The 17,441-nt window shown below is 37.9% G+C and carries 14 protein-coding genes; all 14 read right to left on the bottom strand.

Translation table 11 applies throughout. The features are described 5' to 3' along the window. Positions 1-147 precede the first annotated feature (147 nt). The 14 genes from ADM33_RS06685 to ADM33_RS06620 all read right to left on the bottom strand — a co-directional run bounded on the left by ADM33_RS06685 (position 148) and on the right by ADM33_RS06620 (position 17,354). Complete coding sequence (locus ADM33_RS06685; protein ID WP_049503953.1) at positions 148-1,563, bottom strand: flippase; 1,416 nt, start codon at positions 1,561-1,563, stop codon at positions 148-150. Between the two features lie 6 nt (positions 1,564-1,569). After that, positions 1,570-2,535, bottom strand: coding sequence for a glycosyltransferase family 2 protein (locus ADM33_RS06680; RefSeq protein ID WP_049503951.1), 966 nt, complete (start codon positions 2,533-2,535; stop codon positions 1,570-1,572). A 5-nt stretch (positions 2,536-2,540) separates the two neighbouring features. Next, positions 2,541-3,629 (bottom strand): non-hydrolyzing UDP-N-acetylglucosamine 2-epimerase, encoded by a 1,089-nt coding sequence (gene wecB / locus ADM33_RS06675; protein WP_049503949.1) that lies wholly within the window; start codon positions 3,627-3,629, stop codon positions 2,541-2,543. Next, entirely contained in the window at positions 3,626-4,711 is a 1,086-nt protein-coding gene (locus tag ADM33_RS06670) for a glycosyltransferase family 4 protein (RefSeq protein ID WP_049503948.1), read from the bottom strand. Before ADM33_RS06670 ends, wecB begins: the two co-directional genes overlap by 4 nt. Further along, positions 4,686-5,408 carry a WecB/TagA/CpsF family glycosyltransferase gene (locus ADM33_RS06665; protein WP_049503984.1) on the bottom strand — a complete coding sequence of 241 codons (723 nt, stop codon included), beginning with the start codon at positions 5,406-5,408 and terminating at the stop codon, positions 4,686-4,688. The genes ADM33_RS06670 and ADM33_RS06665 overlap by 26 nt, the downstream gene beginning before the upstream one ends. Before the next feature lie 19 nt (positions 5,409-5,427). Then, positions 5,428-6,213 carry a LicD family protein gene (locus ADM33_RS06660; RefSeq protein WP_049503946.1) on the bottom strand — a complete coding sequence of 262 codons (786 nt, stop codon included), beginning with the start codon at positions 6,211-6,213 and terminating at the stop codon, positions 5,428-5,430. 4 nt (positions 6,214-6,217) lie between these two features. Continuing rightward, positions 6,218-7,588, bottom strand: a complete 1,371-nt coding sequence (locus ADM33_RS06655; protein WP_049503944.1) for a sugar transferase — start codon at positions 7,586-7,588, stop codon at positions 6,218-6,220. A gap of 21 nt (positions 7,589-7,609) precedes the next feature. Further along, the gene (locus tag ADM33_RS06650; protein WP_049503942.1) at positions 7,610-8,293 is read right to left on the bottom strand and encodes a tyrosine-protein kinase; all 684 of its coding nucleotides are present in this window, start codon (positions 8,291-8,293) and stop codon (positions 7,610-7,612) included. A gap of 10 nt (positions 8,294-8,303) precedes the next feature. Next, on the bottom strand, positions 8,304-8,996 hold the full coding sequence (locus ADM33_RS06645) for a capsular polysaccharide biosynthesis protein (protein WP_049503940.1): 693 nt from the start codon (positions 8,994-8,996) through the stop codon (positions 8,304-8,306). Positions 8,997-9,004: 8 nt separating this feature from the next. After that, on the bottom strand, positions 9,005-9,736 hold the full coding sequence (cps4B, locus tag ADM33_RS06640; protein ID WP_049503939.1) for a capsular polysaccharide biosynthesis protein Cps4B: 732 nt from the start codon (positions 9,734-9,736) through the stop codon (positions 9,005-9,007). A 1-nt stretch (position 9,737) separates the two neighbouring features. Further along, entirely contained in the window at positions 9,738-11,183 is a 1,446-nt protein-coding gene (locus tag ADM33_RS06635; RefSeq protein ID WP_049503937.1) for an LCP family protein, read from the bottom strand. A gap of 304 nt (positions 11,184-11,487) precedes the next feature. Then, positions 11,488-13,446: a peptide ABC transporter substrate-binding protein gene (locus tag ADM33_RS06630; RefSeq protein ID WP_049503935.1), complete on the bottom strand. Its 1,959-nt coding sequence runs from the start codon at positions 13,444-13,446 to the stop codon at positions 11,488-11,490. A gap of 160 nt (positions 13,447-13,606) precedes the next feature. Continuing rightward, the gene (locus tag ADM33_RS06625) at positions 13,607-15,574 is read right to left on the bottom strand and encodes a peptide ABC transporter substrate-binding protein (protein WP_049503934.1); all 1,968 of its coding nucleotides are present in this window, start codon (positions 15,572-15,574) and stop codon (positions 13,607-13,609) included. A gap of 169 nt (positions 15,575-15,743) precedes the next feature. After that, positions 15,744-17,354 (bottom strand): glycoside hydrolase family 13 protein, encoded by a 1,611-nt coding sequence (locus tag ADM33_RS06620; RefSeq protein ID WP_049503932.1) that lies wholly within the window; start codon positions 17,352-17,354, stop codon positions 15,744-15,746. Positions 17,355-17,441: the final 87 nt, after the last annotated feature.

Below are 17,441 nucleotides of genomic sequence, written 5' to 3'. Positions count from 1 at the left end.
ATTTCTTTAAACTTCTAGTCCACTTATACTCTTCCATCCTCCCTTTCCTAACTATTTAATCAATCAAAGCAATTTAATCCACAAAAGAGTTCTATTTTTGCAACAAGGCTATAAGTCACCAAAATTTCGTATTTATTCTATAAAATTTTACTCATTAGATAACTGCTTTTTCAACTCTTTTGGACTAATAACCTTTAAGAATAGTATTTGAGAAATGTAAAGTACCGCTCCTATTGTAGCAAATACCATAACATTTACAGCAGGTGTAATATTTACTGTAGTTTTGACCACGAGTAATACACCGTACATAAGAGCCGATGCTCCTATAATTTTAAATGTCGAAGCAAGAAGAGGCACTTCCTTTAAATAGTTTCTTGTAAAATATAGTTGAATAGCCCATACTAAGGCTTCTGTTAATACAGAAACAATTGCTGCTCCGATGTAACCTAATTTAGGTAGTAATAATAAATTCAGACCGACACTCACAATAGCTGGAATAGTTGTCGAAATCATAAATTCTTTATTTTTATTATGTGGAATCAAGATTTGAATACCCATAATATTTGTCCAGCCAATAAAGAACATTCTAAAAATCATAATTGCTATCGCATACTTAGCATCTTGGAAATCCTGTCCTAAGAAAAATTGCACGAAATCGTCATTAACAATTAACATCCCTGCAATGATAGGAAAAATGACTAAATTATATATCAAGAAGGACGTCTCGTGCATTTTGTTTACAGCCTTGTGATCTCCAGTTGATAGGAGATTGGCAACACGAGGAAGCATCACGCTTCCTAGCGAAGTCACTAGTGTAAGCAAAATATTGACTAATTTTAAGGCTTGGTCATAAATTCCGACGTCTTTAGTTGAGGATAACGCTCCTAGCATAGTACGATCCAAAGTAACATATAGCGAAATAGCAATCTGCGGTAGAAATAGCAAAATTACAGGCTTTAGATGGTGCTTTGCATATAATAAATCAAAATGAGGCTTACCAATAAATTCCCTTGCTGGCAACCACATACTCAACTGCCCCAGCAGCTCAAATATAGTCAACAAAAAAACATATAAATATAAATCATTTGCTGATTTTACAAACAAGAAAATCGAAATAACACCTACAAGTTTGACAGTAATATTTCTAACTGTTATCTTACGAAAATCCTCTAACCCTTGAAATAACCAAGAAATATCCATCCCCTTAGATACCAAACCCAATCCCAATATATAAGCAACAGGATTCTGCATAAATTGAAAGGAGAGACACATGATAATATATAAGGTGATCGAAAGGATAGTGGCACTAAGTTGCAAGGTGTATATGCCCCAAAAATTCTTCCAGATATCCTTCCTATGACCTGAAATTTCTTTTGTTCCATAGTTAGCAACACCTAAAGTAGCTAAAAGAATAAAGTAGGTAACAATGGAATTGAAGTAACCATAAGTTCCTAAATCAGTTGAACTAAACACCCTTGTTACATAAGGTGTCGTTATAATAGGAAGAATTATCACTAGAAGTTGATAGGAAAGATTATACGCATAGTTTTTTAAGACTTTCATAAGTTTCTAACCAATCTTTCCTCTAATTTTTTTATATAATCTTGGTGATAGTAGCAATAACAAATATTTCACTTTATTTTTCCCTGTTATATTTGGATTAGGAATAATATCGCTGAAGTATCTAGTGTATTCTTTTCCGATTTTATTGACATCCGAATACATATTTGAACTGAGCATAGCATGTACAACATGTAGACCATTAAAGACGTAGCGGACATTTAAAGCTCTTCTCATTTCCTTATCATTAGGATAGTCTCGTTCGATATAACTTCTATTCCATTCCATCGCCTTGTAAAAATTCAAGAGACGTTCACTGTACTTCGAATTAACAGTACTGCCCATACGTCGGTAGTATTTATAAACACTTCTATACCCAACCGCAATTTCAGCACAGTAATGAATATGCTCGTAAGCCATCGCTAAATCTTCGTATATCATTCCCTCTGGATAAGGATACTGAAGTAAAATCTCTTTCTTATAGAGTTTACCACCTGGATGTGTTCCAACACTATTTCCGTAAAACATACGAACAAGGCCTGTATAACGATCTAATTTCTCACTATTTTCGAGAGAAATGTCGTCAGTATTCAATTCTGATTGATAAGTTCGTACTTCAACAATTGACGTGACGACTAAATCGACTGCGTATTTATCTCTCAAAGCAACTAAATACTCGACGGCTTTCAAATCGTAATAATCATCAGAATCTAAAAACATAATCCATTCAGAAGATGATGCTTGGACTCCAATATTTCTGGCACGAGATTGTCCTCCATTATCAATATGAAGTACCTTAATACGCTCATCTTCCTGAGCATATTGGTCACAAATTTCTCCTGAAGAATCTGCAGAACCATCGTCTACCAGTATGATTTCTATATTTTTATAGGTCTGTTGTCGTAGACTGTCTACACAATAGCTTAAGCAATCTTCGACATTGTACACTGGTACAATAATAGAAACCTTATCCATTATCCCTATCCTTCCAAAATAATATCGACGATTCTTTCACAAGCTTTTCCATCTCCGTATGGGTTGCTAGCCTTACTCATCTTGTTATATTCTGTTTGGTTTTCTAAAAGAAGTTTAAAATTAGAGTAAATATTTTCTTCATCCGTACCCACTAGTTTTAATGTTCCAGCAGCAATCCCCTCTGGACGCTCTGTTGTGTCACGCATGACTAAAACAGGTTTTCCTAATGATGGAGCTTCTTCCTGAACTCCACCAGAATCTGTTAAAATCATGTAGCTTTGGTTCATAAAATTATGGAAATCAATGACCTCTAAAGGTTCAATAATTTTCATACGTTCATTGTCACCAAATACTTTACTTGCCAGCTCACGAACCTTAGGGTTTTTATGAATTGGGTAAACAACTTTAACATCCTCAAATTCATTTAAAATACGATTAACAGCATTAAACATATTTTCCATTGGTCGCCCAAGATTTTCACGTCTGTGAGCTGTCAACATAATCAATTTACTGTCCTTAGCCCACTCTAAAATTGGATGATTGTAATTATCCTGAACAGTTGTCTTTAAAGCATCAATAACCGTATTACCCGTTACAAAAATATTCTCTCTTCCCTCTTTTAGAAGATTTTCCTTTGCAACTTCTGTCGGTGCAAAATGGTAATCCGCTATAATAGATGTCGTTTGACGATTAAACTCCTCAGGAAATGGACTTTGAAGATTATAAGTTCGTAATCCTGCTTCCACATGTCCAACTTTGATGCCCATGTAAAAGGCAGCTAAAGCTGTAGCAAATGTTGTGCTGGTATCCCCGTGGACAAGAACAATATCAGGTTTTTCTTGTTCAAGTACAGCTTGAATCTTATCTAAAATACTAGTCGTAATTGTAAATAAGGTCTGATTAGCTTTCATAATCCCTAAATCATAATCAGGAACGACCTTAAATACATCTAAAACCTGCTCTAACATCTCCTTATGTTGACCTGTCACACAGACGACAGTCTTGATGGAGTCATTTTTTTTCAACTCATTTACCAAAGGACACATTTTGATTGCTTCTGGACGCGTCCCAAAAACTAGCATGACTTTTTTCATTTTTGTTCTCCCTTTAGTTCTCTATACAATTCCCGATAGCTCTCCAAAAACAAAGGATAACTAAATTTGTTTTCATAGTCTTTCTTTCCTTGGCTAGCAAGTTCCTGTCTTAATGTTGCATCTGTAGATAATTTATCAATAGCAGATGCCAGAGCAGCAGGGTCTTTTGCTGGAACTAGAATCCCATTTTCACTTGTAACAACTTCGTTTAATCCCGGTATATCCGTCGCAACTAAGGTTTTGCTATTCATAAATGCCTCAATAGCAACTAAGCCAAATCCTTCAAATACTGAAGGCAAAACACAAAAATCAAAACTATTAACACATTCTACAATATCCTTCCGATATCCTAAAAAAGTTACCGAATCTTGAAGTTGTAGCTCTTTAACCTTGTTTTCCAATTCTTCTCGAAGCTCGCCTTCACCAACGATAAACAACCGAATATCCTTAACGGTCAGTAGATACATAGCTTCAATAAGATAAGTCAAACCTTTTTGTTCAGACAATCTAGCTATACAGCCAAGTTTAATCCCACTATAACTAATAATCTCATCGACCTGAACATCCGTTTCTTTTAAGACGACTCCATTATAAATAATCCTGCTATTAGTAATGCCTACGTCTTCTTTTAGGTTTTTATTTACTGCTTCTCCTACTGCTACACTTTTGGCATTTTTTAAAGCAAATCTATATAGAGGCAATTTATCTTTAAAGACATTGTGGGCTGTATAAACGTGTATCAATTTTGGATGAACAAGTTTTAATAAACGGATATAAAAAGCAGCCATACGATGGTGAGTGTGGACTATTGAAATATCATTCTTTTTGATTATTTGGCGGATACTACTTAAAAGTTTTAATACTGTCACGGGATTTTTACTATCGATATCTAAAATTTTATGATGTTGAATCCCTTGAGCAGCTAGTTCGCTCTCCCAAAGCCCACCAGTAGACGCCACATGAACACTATCAAACTCATCTTTCAGGTCCGAGCTTAACTGATAAACTATCCGCTCTGCACCACCGATATCCATGGTACGTGAGATGTGTAAAATGTTATTTTTTTGATTTTCGTTTTTCATCTAAAACTCGCTTAATAAAGGTGGCATTTCCTACGAAATAACGTTTAAAAAGACGTTTAGGTTCATTTGCCACTCGGAACAACCACTCTAGATGTGCGTTTTGCATCCAGAGGGGTGCACGTTTGATATGGCCAGATAGGACGTCAAAGCTACCTCCGACTCCCATAAATACAGAATTCACACCATGATCCATAAATTTTTGAATGATGTATTCTTTCTTAGGAGAAGTAATCCCCACAAAGACAAAATCAGGATTTTTCGCTCGAATGTCTTCCTGAATACTGTACTCATCTTGCTCAGAAAAATAACCGTTTCGATGTCCGACAACTCGTAAGTTCGGGTAATCCTTCTTAAAGATTTCTAGCATATCTATTAAGACTTCTTCTTTGGCACCAAAAAAGTAAACCGAATAAGATTTTTCATTAGCTAATTGGAGCAATCTTTGCATCAAATCAATCCCAGCGACTCGTTCTGGCACTTGATAACCCAAGAAACGAGAAGCAAGAACAACCGAGGCTCCATCTGCGTTAATGATTTCAGAATCATTCACTATCTTTTTAATCGATTCATCTGTTTGGCATTGATTTATTTTATCTGCATTCACTCCCATTAAGTGGAGCGAACGTTGTTCAATAACAAATTTTTCAACAGCTTGGACAGTTTCGTCCATTGTTAAGGGGTCAACTCTGACCCCCATTAATTCAAAACTATTCAATTTAATCTCCCCACGTAGACTCAAAATGACCTTTACGCTCAGCTTCTTTTGGAAGTTGCATGTAATCACCATATATCTTTGTCAAATATTCATCAGGATTCTCATGACAACTAATTTGTAAGTTTTCAAACTCTAGTAATTGCGGTTCCCCAAACACTTCTTTTCTTGCGAGTTCTCGTTCGCGGTAGGAACCCAAGACATTTCCGACAATGCTACTAGTCTCGTAATCATATTGTTTAATGATACTTTGTAATTTTTTGTTAATTTTTGAAGTGTTTAAAAGTTTATTTAATTTTAAGGCTCTTGAAACTTTCACAATCGCATTTTCAAACGATCCTCTATCTCTCTCGTGCAAACGATTGATAACAGAAATTTTAGACAAGGCACGATAGAACTTTATTTTATTCGTATGCAACCAGTAATGGATTCCGTCTTCTGGGTAACCATCTAAAGGAAAGATATCAATAAAAGGACTACACCATTCACTGCCAAATTGAATTTGAATTGAAGTATCCATAATCGAAGTATTACCTAGATTATCATCGTGAAGTCTTAAAATAACACTTTCAGGAAGCTCTTTCTCACAGATTGACAAGAATTTTTCGTAATCTTTTCTAGGCATTCCTAAATCCATATCATCATCCCATGGGATAAATCCTTTATGACGAATGGCACCGAGTAATGTACCACCCAAGGCGTAATAACGCAAATTATATCTTTTACAAAGGTCGATATAACTTTCTAAAAGAGTTAACTCTCCTAATTGAATTTCTCTCACTTTATTCATAGAATCACTTCGCTCCATCTCTCATCAATACAACTTTTACAGTTTTTAGCAATATTTCAAAATCTTTCCAGATGGTCCAATCATCGATATAAGCCACATCCAACTTAACAACCTCATCGAAGTTTGTAATTTCACTTCGACCACTAATTTGCCACAAACCTGTAATACCAGGTTTGAAGCTTAGACGACGTTTTTGTTCAGGTGTGTATTTTTCGTACTCATCTAGAGTTGGTGGGCGCGTACCGACTAGACTCATGTCGCCAATCAAAACATTCCAAAATTGTGGCAATTCATCCAAGCTAGTTTTTCGGATAAATTGTCCAATCTTTGTCACTCGAGGATCGTTATCGATCTTAAACATACCACCTTGCATCGTATTTTGACCCATCAACTGTTCCTTGATCGCTTCTGCATCGACTCGCATCGAGCGGAATTTATAAAAGGTAAAGTGACGACCATTTTTTCCGACACGAGTTTGTGAAAAAATTGCAGGCCCACCATCTTTTCGAATCATAGGAACTAAAAATAGGCTAGCAATCCCACATAGGATCAATCCAACAATGGCCCCACAAATGTCGAGGATGCGTTTGGCAATCACATGGCTCGACTTGTAAAAATTTGTAGAAAATGTCACTACATTCAAGCCCGCCATCTCATGGATTTGTTTATCGCGACCTAAGTTTTTATCGAAAGCATTGAGATTGACTGTTACAGCAATTCCCATTGTTTCAAACTGAGAAATAATAGCCCCGATGTCATAGTCCTCACTTGGAAGATTGACAAAGACTTCATCTACTACTTCATGCGTCGTGTAGGTAAGCAATTCCTCACTTGGTACAACAAGGATCTTATCATGAGTGAATTCTGGCTTATCTAAAACAGATACTGCGACCAGTTCCCCTTGCACATCGTTAGCTGTTAATAATCGGTCCAGTACTTTTTCAGTACGTGATGTTGCTGTGATCAACAAAATCTTACGACTACCCTTCAAATTGTGGTTAAAGGGTTTCCAATAACGCTTCACAAAGAAACTGAGTAGATAATTCAAAACACCATACAAGGAAAGTAGATAAAGCATTCCTCGTCTAGAAATTACAAATTTCTCTTTTAGGAAGAAACTTGAAAAACTAATTAACAAGGCATAAAAGAGGATGTATTTGACCGTTTCAACTAGTTCAACATACTGACCTCGTTTGAAAAAATCCTTACCGTAGCCACTAATGTAGAAGGCTGCAAAGTGAAGGAAAAAAAGGACAAATACTGTATCTAAAACAATATCAGTTTCTGAAATTGCAATCAGTACATAAGCTAAAAAACTAACAAGTATACTCTGTAAGAACGCCAGAGTTACATTGTAGAAACCCCTTCCTTCCATACTAGTCTCCCTAACTTCATTTTATTTTTTCCCGTAGGAACCATAGGCCCCATAAGAACCATATCTTTCACGTTGAATGTCAAATTTATTCAAAATTACACCCAAAAATGGTATTCCAGTGTGCTCTAACTGACTTTTAGCTTTTTGAATTTCTCTTCGTTTTGCCACACCAGCTTCCGCGACCAAAATAGATGCATCACATTTTTGGACGATAATGGCTGCATCAATTACAACTCCAATCGGTGCCGTATCGACGATAATATAGTCAAAATATTTGTGCAAGGTTTCGATCATACTTCCAAACTTATCACTCTGAAGGAGAGCCGTTGGATTTGGAGAAACTGCTCCTGACTGGATCATAAATAAATTTTCAACGTTTGTCTCACAAAGGCCATTTGACAAGTCCTGAGTGCCAGCTAGATAATCTGTCAAACCAGTAATTTTTTCTCTTGACTTGAATACTCCAGACATGACTGAGTTTCGGATGTCGGCGTCAATCAACAGCGTCTTGTAGCCTGCACGCGCAAAAGCCCAAGCAACATTAGTAGCTGTTGTAGACTTTCCTTCGCTAGGGTCAACCGATGTAACAGCAATAACCTTTAAGTTATTGCCACTCAATTGTATATTTGTACGTAAAGCATTGTAGTACTCTTCTGCTTTTTTTACAGAGTTCAGTTTTTGTTGTGATAATTCTAACTTTGCCATAAGTTCTCCCTTACTTTAATTTATCCATGTCAGGAATGACTCCAAGGAGTGAGATTTTCATAACATCTTCGATATCTTCTGGACGTTTAACACGATCATCTAGTAGCTCAACTAGTAGAACCACGATAATCACCAGACCTGCTCCAGCACCGATTCCCATCAAGGTATTGCGACGGATATTTGGTGATGATGGTCCAGTAGCTGGACGGGCTTCTTCAAGAGTCGTTACATCCGAAACTCGAGTAACTGCGATGATTTTCTGTGCTGCAACTTCTCGAAGTGCATTTGCAATACGACTTGCTTCATCTGGTTTATGGTCGCTAACTGAAATAGATACGATACGTGTATCTGCAGGAACCGTTACCTGAACCTTCTTAGACAATGTTTTTGCATTGATGGTCAAGCCTAGATCAGAAACCACCTTTTCAAGAACATCTTGGGAAAGAATGATCTCACGGTAGTCCTTAACCAAGTATGTTCCTGCTTGTAGATCCTGATTTGTCAAACCTGGTTTGTCACTTTGATTTCGATTGACCACATAGATTCGCGTTGTACTTCTATACTCAGGTTTGACCACAAAACTACTATATGCAAATGCAGCAACTCCTGTCACGATAGCTACAAGAAGGATTAGTAGCTTCTTTGCCCATAGTGCCTTTAACAACTGAATAACGTTGATTTCAATAGTATCTTGTTCTTTCATTTTTACTCCTATATTATTTGATCTTTAATGACTTTTTCGGGATTTTTCACGAAGAGTTCCCGAGCCTTATCTTGGCCATATTTTTTGCTCACTATCTCATAAGCCTCTCGCATATAAGGTGGACGACTATCTAGATTATGCATATCACTAGCAACTATATGGACCAAATCCCTCTCCAAGAAATAGCGAGCACGCTTTTTCATGAATTTATAGGTATCACCAAACAGTTTTGGTTTAAGAATACTCGAACTGTTGACCTGGGTGTAGCATCCCATGTTGATGAGGTCGTGCACCCTTTTTTCATTGTTTTCCAAAGCATCGTAACGCTCTATATGGGCAATAACAGGGGTTATTCCCAACATCAAAATATTGGTCAATGCGCTATGGATTTCACGATAAGGGGTATTCATGCTAAATTCTATCAAGGCATAACGGGTACCATTTAGTTGAGGAATCTGTTGATTCTCTAATTTGTTTAAAGCATCACTACTGTAATAGATTTCTGCTCCATACAAGATGGTGAAGTCGGGATCAATCTCCTTAGCCAACTCCTTGACAACTTTAAAATTTCTTGCAATGTCCTCCTCTGGTGTTTCAAACATCCCCTTCCGACGATGGGAGGTCGAAACGATGGTACGGACTCCTTGGGCATAGGCTTCCTTAAGAAGTGCTATACTCTCTGACTTATCCTTTGGGCCATCGTCTACATCAAAAACTATGTGTGAATGGATATCAATCATCTTATTTTCCTTCCATGATATCTTTGATTTCTGTTTTGAGTGTCTCCAAGCTATTTGGATCGACCTCTAGCATATAAAGGCTACTGTCAGGCATGGCATAGGAAGGAAGATCCATACGACCAGTTCCCTTTAGATCTCGAGTGATGACAGTATATTTTCCTCCACTTGCTAGTTGGGCATTTACTAAGCTAACCATGGTTTCAGGAGGCATATTGGTTTGTACAGAATCTTGCAATCCTTGCATAATACCATCAAAATTCTTCAAGGCTTCTGCTGAAGTTAGTTTTTGAATAATAGCAGCAATGACTTTTTGTTGATTACGTCCACGGTCTCCATCACCATTGGTCAAGGAATAACGTTCACGAACAAATCCTAGAGCCTGCTCAGAGTTTAGATGAACATTCCCAACAGGGAAGTGATAGTTCCCATGAAGAGATGTGAACTCTTGATCATTATAAACATCGACACCACCTAAGAGGTCAATTAATTTCAAGAAGGAAGTGAAGTTGAGTCGTGCATAGTAATTCAGATCAATTCCATAGAGATTTTCTAAGGTATGAATGGAAGCATCCACGCCATAAATACCTGCATGGGTCAATTTATCATTTTGGTTATTGCCACCATCAGCTATAGGCACATAAGCATCCCTAGGCGTTGTTGTCAGGAGAATTTTCTTGGTCTCTTGATTGACCGTCATAATGATATTGACATCCGAACGAGAAACGGAGCTAATCGGTCCGTATGTGTCAATCCCACTGATGTAGATATTAAAAGCCTTGTTTTGAGAAACTTTAGGCGCTTCAACGCTCTTGGTTAGTTCTTTGGTATAAATCTTCTTGATCTTTTTGGCATGGTCTGGATACTCTTGTTCGATCAAATTTTCAAAGACACTGTTCAAAATAATTGCCTTGGTCTCTCCAGCTAAGAGACTCTTATAAGCTGCAAGATAGGAAGAACTGTCTTCAACCGTTAAGTCTTTACTCTGACTTGTCTTAATATCATCGAGCAATTTTTTGATATTTTCTGCATCTGTTTTGGTTGGGGCTGCCACACTGGATAATTCTGAGACATTTCCAATCTCGCTATCCGCCAAAACTGCAACACTGATGGAGTAACTAGAATAGTTAGATGTTGCATTTAATTGATTTGCTAGGCTAACGAATTGATGAACTCCAATCAAAGAAACTGCATTCACAATGACCAGAACCACGAGTAAAATCATGGTGAATATCTTGGCTTTTCTCTTTAAAATCAAAAACAAGGCTATTAGCGCAAGCAAAATCATAGCGATCGCTATAAGGACATTGGCATAGCTAATTGCTAAAATATGATATCTGAATATTAAAAACAGTAAAAAACAAGCAAGCACGACATATACAAACAACAAAATGATATTGATGTTTTGTTGAATCTTGCTCGTTTTTCTTCCTTTTGAATGTCTACTCAACTTACACCTCTACAAAGTATTTTTTACTTTAATTATATCACAAAGTGGTACTGGATACCATCAATATACACTTGGTAATCGTTTTTATTTACCTTAAAAACAAGAATAGTAAACTCCAATGATAAAATGGCTAAAACGTTACTTAAAAAAGGTTTCTATGTTAAAAAGGCCGGGCAAAAATCCCGACCTTTATGGCAATTGCTAATGAAGTTTTGTCGCGGCAGCTGATAATTTTTTGTTCGTCATTTAGTCTACGACACCGACATTTGCCTACAGATTTCTGCCCCGTTTCCTCTTCTTAAAATTATTTCACGTGACTTTCAAAGTCTTTTTGACTCTTTTCGACAGAATTTTTACGTTCTTGTTCCCATTTGACTTTAGCTTCGTCAAATTGAGCAGTTGTTACTACTTTAGTTTGCAATCTCATGTACTTGTAGTTGCTTCCAGTACCTTTGATTCCAACAAGTGAGTAAGCTCGTGTAAATGGTGTCACACGTGTCACTGAAGCTCCACCACCGTTTGAATTTACAGGGAGCAATAGCGAACTATCAATCAACCAGGCTTGTGCATCTGCATAATTTTCATAGCGTTTGGCTACGTCTGTATTTTCTGCATCTGCCGCTTTCAATTTTTGAGTATACTGGTCCAATCCAATACTTGTAATCTTATCCGTATCCTTGCTTGGATCAAGTCCTAAAATCTTGAGATAGAATCCATCCTCAGCGTTGAAAGGATTAAGATAAGTTGATGGATCTTGGTAGTCTGCAGACCAACCATCCAAGTTCAAATCATAGTCATGATCAGCTGTGGTTGGTGCTTGGAATGTCGCATTGGCATAGTCTTCTGTTGAAATTTGAACGACATCAATCACTACATTTTCTGCCCCAAGAGTTGATTCGACAGATTGTTTAAGCGAATGAATCTTTGGAAGCAAGGTTTTGTTAACTTGATCTACAGGCAAGTCCAAATGAATCGGGAAACTCACGCCTTGAGCTTCTAATTCTTTCTTAGCCTCAGCAAATTGAGCTTGTGCTTTTTCTTTGTTGAAGTATCCATCTTGAGCATCTTCAAGATTCATATTTGACCACTGCGTACCGTAGTTTACCAACTTAGATGAAACTGTCTCACCAAAGGTCTTATCTCCAACCTGCACGAAAGTTGGTGGGACAAGCGTGTTACGAAGGGTGTTTTTAGCAGCTTCTTCTCCATTAGATTGAGCCGAGTAGGCTGTACGATCAATTGCAAAGTTGATGGCTTGACGGAAGTTTTTATTTAAAATAGCAGCTTGGGTCGCTTGTTTTTGCTCATCGCTAGTCTTAGCTGTATGATTGTATGCTTGGCGGTTAACGTTAAAATTATAGTACCAAGAAGTTGCGTCCTGCAAGCTATAGACGATGTTGTCCTTATATTTTTCCTTAGTCTTTGCAAAGTTTGAGCTATTTGGGTAGACACCAGCAGACGAGTAGGCTCCACTTTCGAAATTGCGGATTGTCATATCTTGGTCAGAACCATCAACATAGGCCAATTTAACTCTTTCAATCGTTACTTTTTCTTGGTCATAGTAATGAGGATTCTTCTTGTACTCAAGTGATGATTTTGATGTAAATTCTTTTAACAAATAAGGACCGCTATAAAGAATACCATCTGCTTTCAACTCTCCAAATTCTTTACCCTTAGAAGTCAAGAATTCTTCATTCACTGGGAACAAGATACTATTGGTAGTCTTAGAGTTCCAGAATGGTTCTGGTCGTGTCAAGGTATATTGGACAGTATGGTCATCCAAGGCTTTGACTCCAACATTTGAAAAGTCAGTATTTGCACCTGTCACATAATCATCTAATCCCTTGATTGAGTTTTGAATCAAATCAAGCGCTTGACTCTTGTTATCAGCTGCATACTTGATACCTGTGACGAAATCTTGTGCTTTAATTGAGGCGTATTCTTCCCCATCAGCCGTGAACCATTTAGCATCTTGACGAAGTTTATAAGTGTAAGTCAAGCCATCCTTTGAAACACTCCAATCTTCTGCAAGAGCAGGAATGAGATTTCCATAATTGTCATTTTCAAGCAAACCATCTATCAAGTTGGTTACAACAGCAGTGTTATCGCCTGAATAGTCCAAAAGGTAGTTGAAGGTTGTTGGATCGGCACCAAATGTTGACGAGTAGGTTTTAGCATCCGATGCTGTCTTCCCACACGCTGTCAACAAGACCGCAGCAGCAAGTGTCAGCCCCGCTCCAATCAAACGTTTTTTAAGTTTCATGTTTCATTTCTCCTTATATGTTAGGTTTTGTAACATACAACTATATTATCAAATTTTGACCTAAAAGTAAAGTTATATCCTTATTTATCCATTCGTTAATAAAAGGAGAAAAGAAAGAAATCCTGCTTTAAAACAGGATTTCTTTATTCGTTACAAAAGACTATTTAACGTGATTTGCTAGTTCTTTTTGGTATTTGGCATTTGTTTCGATTTTCTCTTTTTGCCATTTCTTAAGAGCTTCTTCGTATTCTTTAGTGGTTACAATATCGTTTTGCAACTCTAAGCCTTTAAATACAAATGGATCACCCTTGATACCAACTTGAGAGTATGCTTTTGTAAATGGCACTGTACGACTAACTGTCGGAGAACCACCTGAAGATGCTACAGGGATAAGGAGTGAGCTATCTGAAACCCATGCTTGTGCTTTGGCATATTTTTCATAGCGTTTGTTGAGATCGCTCGTTTCTGATGCTGCATCATCCAAGAGTTTCTTGTACTCATCAAGTCCAACTTGAGTCATGACTTCTGGATCTTTACCTTTTGTGATACCCAAGTGTTTAAGGGCAGAACCCTTCTTAGCATCTAGAATATTGAGATAGGTTGCCGGATCTTGATAGTCTGGCCCCCAACCAGTTCCATTCAAGTCATAGTCTTTTTGAGAAGGCACTTTAGCTTGAGATGTAATGCTCATTTTCTCATTGTCAGTCATTTGCAGTACATCGATGACAACATTTTCACTTCCAAGTGCTGCTTCGACAGACTGTTTGAGGGAGTTGGTCTGCTGTACAGCAATGACATCTGTCTGTTCAACTGGAATATCCAAATGGATTGGGAAGGTTACACCTTTAGCTTGCAATTCTGATTTTGCTTTTTCAAAGGCAGCTTTTGCTTTTGTTGGATTGTAAAGGGTATCTTTACCATCTGTCAAAGCTACATCCTTCCACTGGTCTCCGTATGTTACCAATTGTTCTTGAGCCAATTCACCGAAGGTCTTTTCACCAACCTGAACATAGTCATAAGGCACAAGGCTGGTACGGATAATCTTGTCTGCACCTTCTTCGCCATTCATCTGTGCAGAGTAAGCATGGCGGTCAAGAGCGAAGTTGATGGCTTGACGGAAGTTTTTATTGAGAAGCGCTTCTTTAGTTGATGTTTTTTGGGCATCATCTGTCTTAGCTGTTTTATTGTAAGACTGACGATTTACGTTGAAAGTAAAGTAATAGCTAGTGGCTTCTTGTGGACTATAAACGATCTTATCGCCGTATTCTTTCTTAGTTGAATCAAAGCTTGAGCTAGTTGGGAAGAGGCGAGCTGTCGTATATGAGCCTGACGCAAAGCTACGAATCAATGATTCTTGGTCAGAGCCGTCGTAGAAAGTAAGCTTGACGTGGTCAATCTTCACATTGTCCTTGTCCCAGTAATTCGGGTTCTTTTCGTACTCAATCACGGATTTCGAAGTGAAGTTCTTCAAAATATAAGGACCATTGTAGAGAATACCTGAAGGCGCTGCTGCACCGTAATCTTTCCCTTGAGAATTTAAGAATTCTTCATTAACTGGGAGCATGGTTGCTGTTGTTACCTTAGAATTCCAGAAGCTTTCTGGTTTGTTCAAGGTATACTCAACCGTATAGTCATCAACTGCTTTGATCCCTACCGTTGAAAAGTCATTCGTTTCACCGCTAACGTACTCTGCCAATCCTTTGATGGAGTCTTGGATAAGTGTTAGGCCATCTGATTTACCATCTGCAGCATGTTTCAAACCAGTCACAAAGTCTTGGGCCTTGACTTCAGCATACTCTTCTCCTTCAGAAGTATACCATTTGACACCTTTACGTAGCTTGTATGTGTAAGTCAAACCATCTTGTGAAACAGACCAGTCTTCAGCAAGCGATGGAATCAAGTTTCCATATTTGTCATTTTCCAAAAGTCCGTCGACCAGGTTGGCGATGACATCTGATGTTGAACTTTTACTAGTAACGCTATAGTCCAATGTTGTTGGATCAATAGCATAAACATACGAAAATGTTGTTGGAGCATCTGCTTTTTTCTCAGTCTTGCCACAAGCCGCCAAAAGAAGAGCTGCGCTCATCGTTATCCCTGCTACTGCGAGCCACTTTTTCGATTTCATCGGTATTCTCCTTTAAAATACTATTTTTCACCATTATACCCTATTTTTATATAAAAGCAAAGGTTTTAAGGGTATTTTTTAGAAAATTCAAACTAATATTTATTAAAGAAATTTCTACACTTATTTTAGAAAAAAACTCAAGCATCTTTGGATACTTGAGTTTATGGGTTTATTTGGCTAATTCGACACTGAAGGCATCCCATGAAGCCAAGGTCTGTGTAGCTAAAGCTGCTTCTACTGATGTATTTTCAATCAAGATAGATGTGATTGATTCTTCAACTGCGAACTCTTGCTTTTGGTTGGACAAGTTAGCCACAACTAGGAATCGACGGTCGCCATCTTTACGGATGTAAGCAAAGACTTTTTCAGCTGTTTCAAGGAGTTCAAAATCAGCTCTCACCAACCAGCTATTTTCCTTACGAATGTTTACCAATTTTTGATAAGTATAGAAGATAGAATCTGGGTTTGCTAAAGCTTCTTTTACATTTATCTTCACATAGTTTGGATTGACTGCAAGCCAAGGTTGTCCGTCTGAGAAACCAGCATTTTTTGTCTCATCCCACTGCATTGGAGTACGGGCATTATCACGACCAATCACGCGAATGCTATCCATGATTGTTTCCATTAAAACACCTTTTTCAAGAGCTTCACGCGCATAGTTGAGGGATTCAATATCCTCTACTTGATCTAGGTTTTCAAATGGGAAATTGGTCATCCCAATCTCCTCCCCTTGGTAGATATAAGGAGTCCCTCTCATGAGATGAAGCAAGATTGCAAACGCTTTGGCAGATTTTTCGCGGTATTCTTGGTCATTTCCCCAGATAGAGACGATTCGAGGGAGGTCATGGTTGTTCCAGAAGAGGGAATTCCAGCCATCCTCAACTCCTAATTCTGTCTGCCATTTGTTGAAAATCTCTTTTAATTTCCCAACATTTAGCTCTTTTTGGTACTGCCACTTAGGTTGTCCTTCCTGATACTGAAGACAGATATGTTCAAACTGGAAGACCATAGACAGTTCTTGTCCTTTTGGATCTGAATAGAGTTTTGCGATTTCTGGTGTCGCTCCCCATGTCTCCCCTACTGTCAAGAGCTCTTTGTCGCCGAAAGTAGCCTGATTCATTTCCTTGAGATAGGGATGGAGCATAGGACCATTGTTGACAATCTTCTGATCAGGAATTTTCCCAATCATGTCAATAACGTCCATACGAAATCCACCAATCCCTTTATCAATCCAGAAATTCATCATTTCATAGATTTTTTGGCGTAGTTCTTCATTTTCCCAGTTAAGGTCTGGTTGTTTCTTACTGAAAAAGTGCAGGTAATATTGACCAGCCTTTTCGTCATATTGCCAGGCAGAACCACTGAAAATTGACTCCAATTCGTTAGGTTCATCACGCCAGATATAGTAGTCTCGCTCAGGACTATCAGGATTTTCACAAGCTTCGATAAACCAAGCATGCTCATCTGATGTATGATTGACCACCAAATCCATAATGATTCGGATATCTCGTTTCTTAGCCTCAGCAATCAACTCATCCATATCTTCCATGGTTCCAAAGATAGTCGCGATATCTTGATAATTGGCAATATCATAACCATTGTCATCCATAGGGCTGTCATAAACAGGAGAAAGCCAAATCGCTGTGATCCCTAACTTCGCTAGATAGTCTAGCTTACTGGTAATCCCAGGTAAATCACCAATCCCATCTCCATTGCTATCCTTAAAACTTTTTGGATAGACCTGATAAACAACGGCATTGTGCCACCATTTTTCTTGCATCTTTTTTCCCCTTTTAACATTCACTTTATTCCATCATAGACTTTTTCTTAATTTTATGCAAGCGTTTGCTTCAATCTTTTTCCTTAT

This window comes from Streptococcus oralis, assembly GCF_001075875.1.
Lineage (GTDB): Bacteria > Bacillota > Bacilli > Lactobacillales > Streptococcaceae > Streptococcus > Streptococcus oralis_I.
This window is presented reverse-complemented; position numbering and strand designations above follow the sequence as displayed.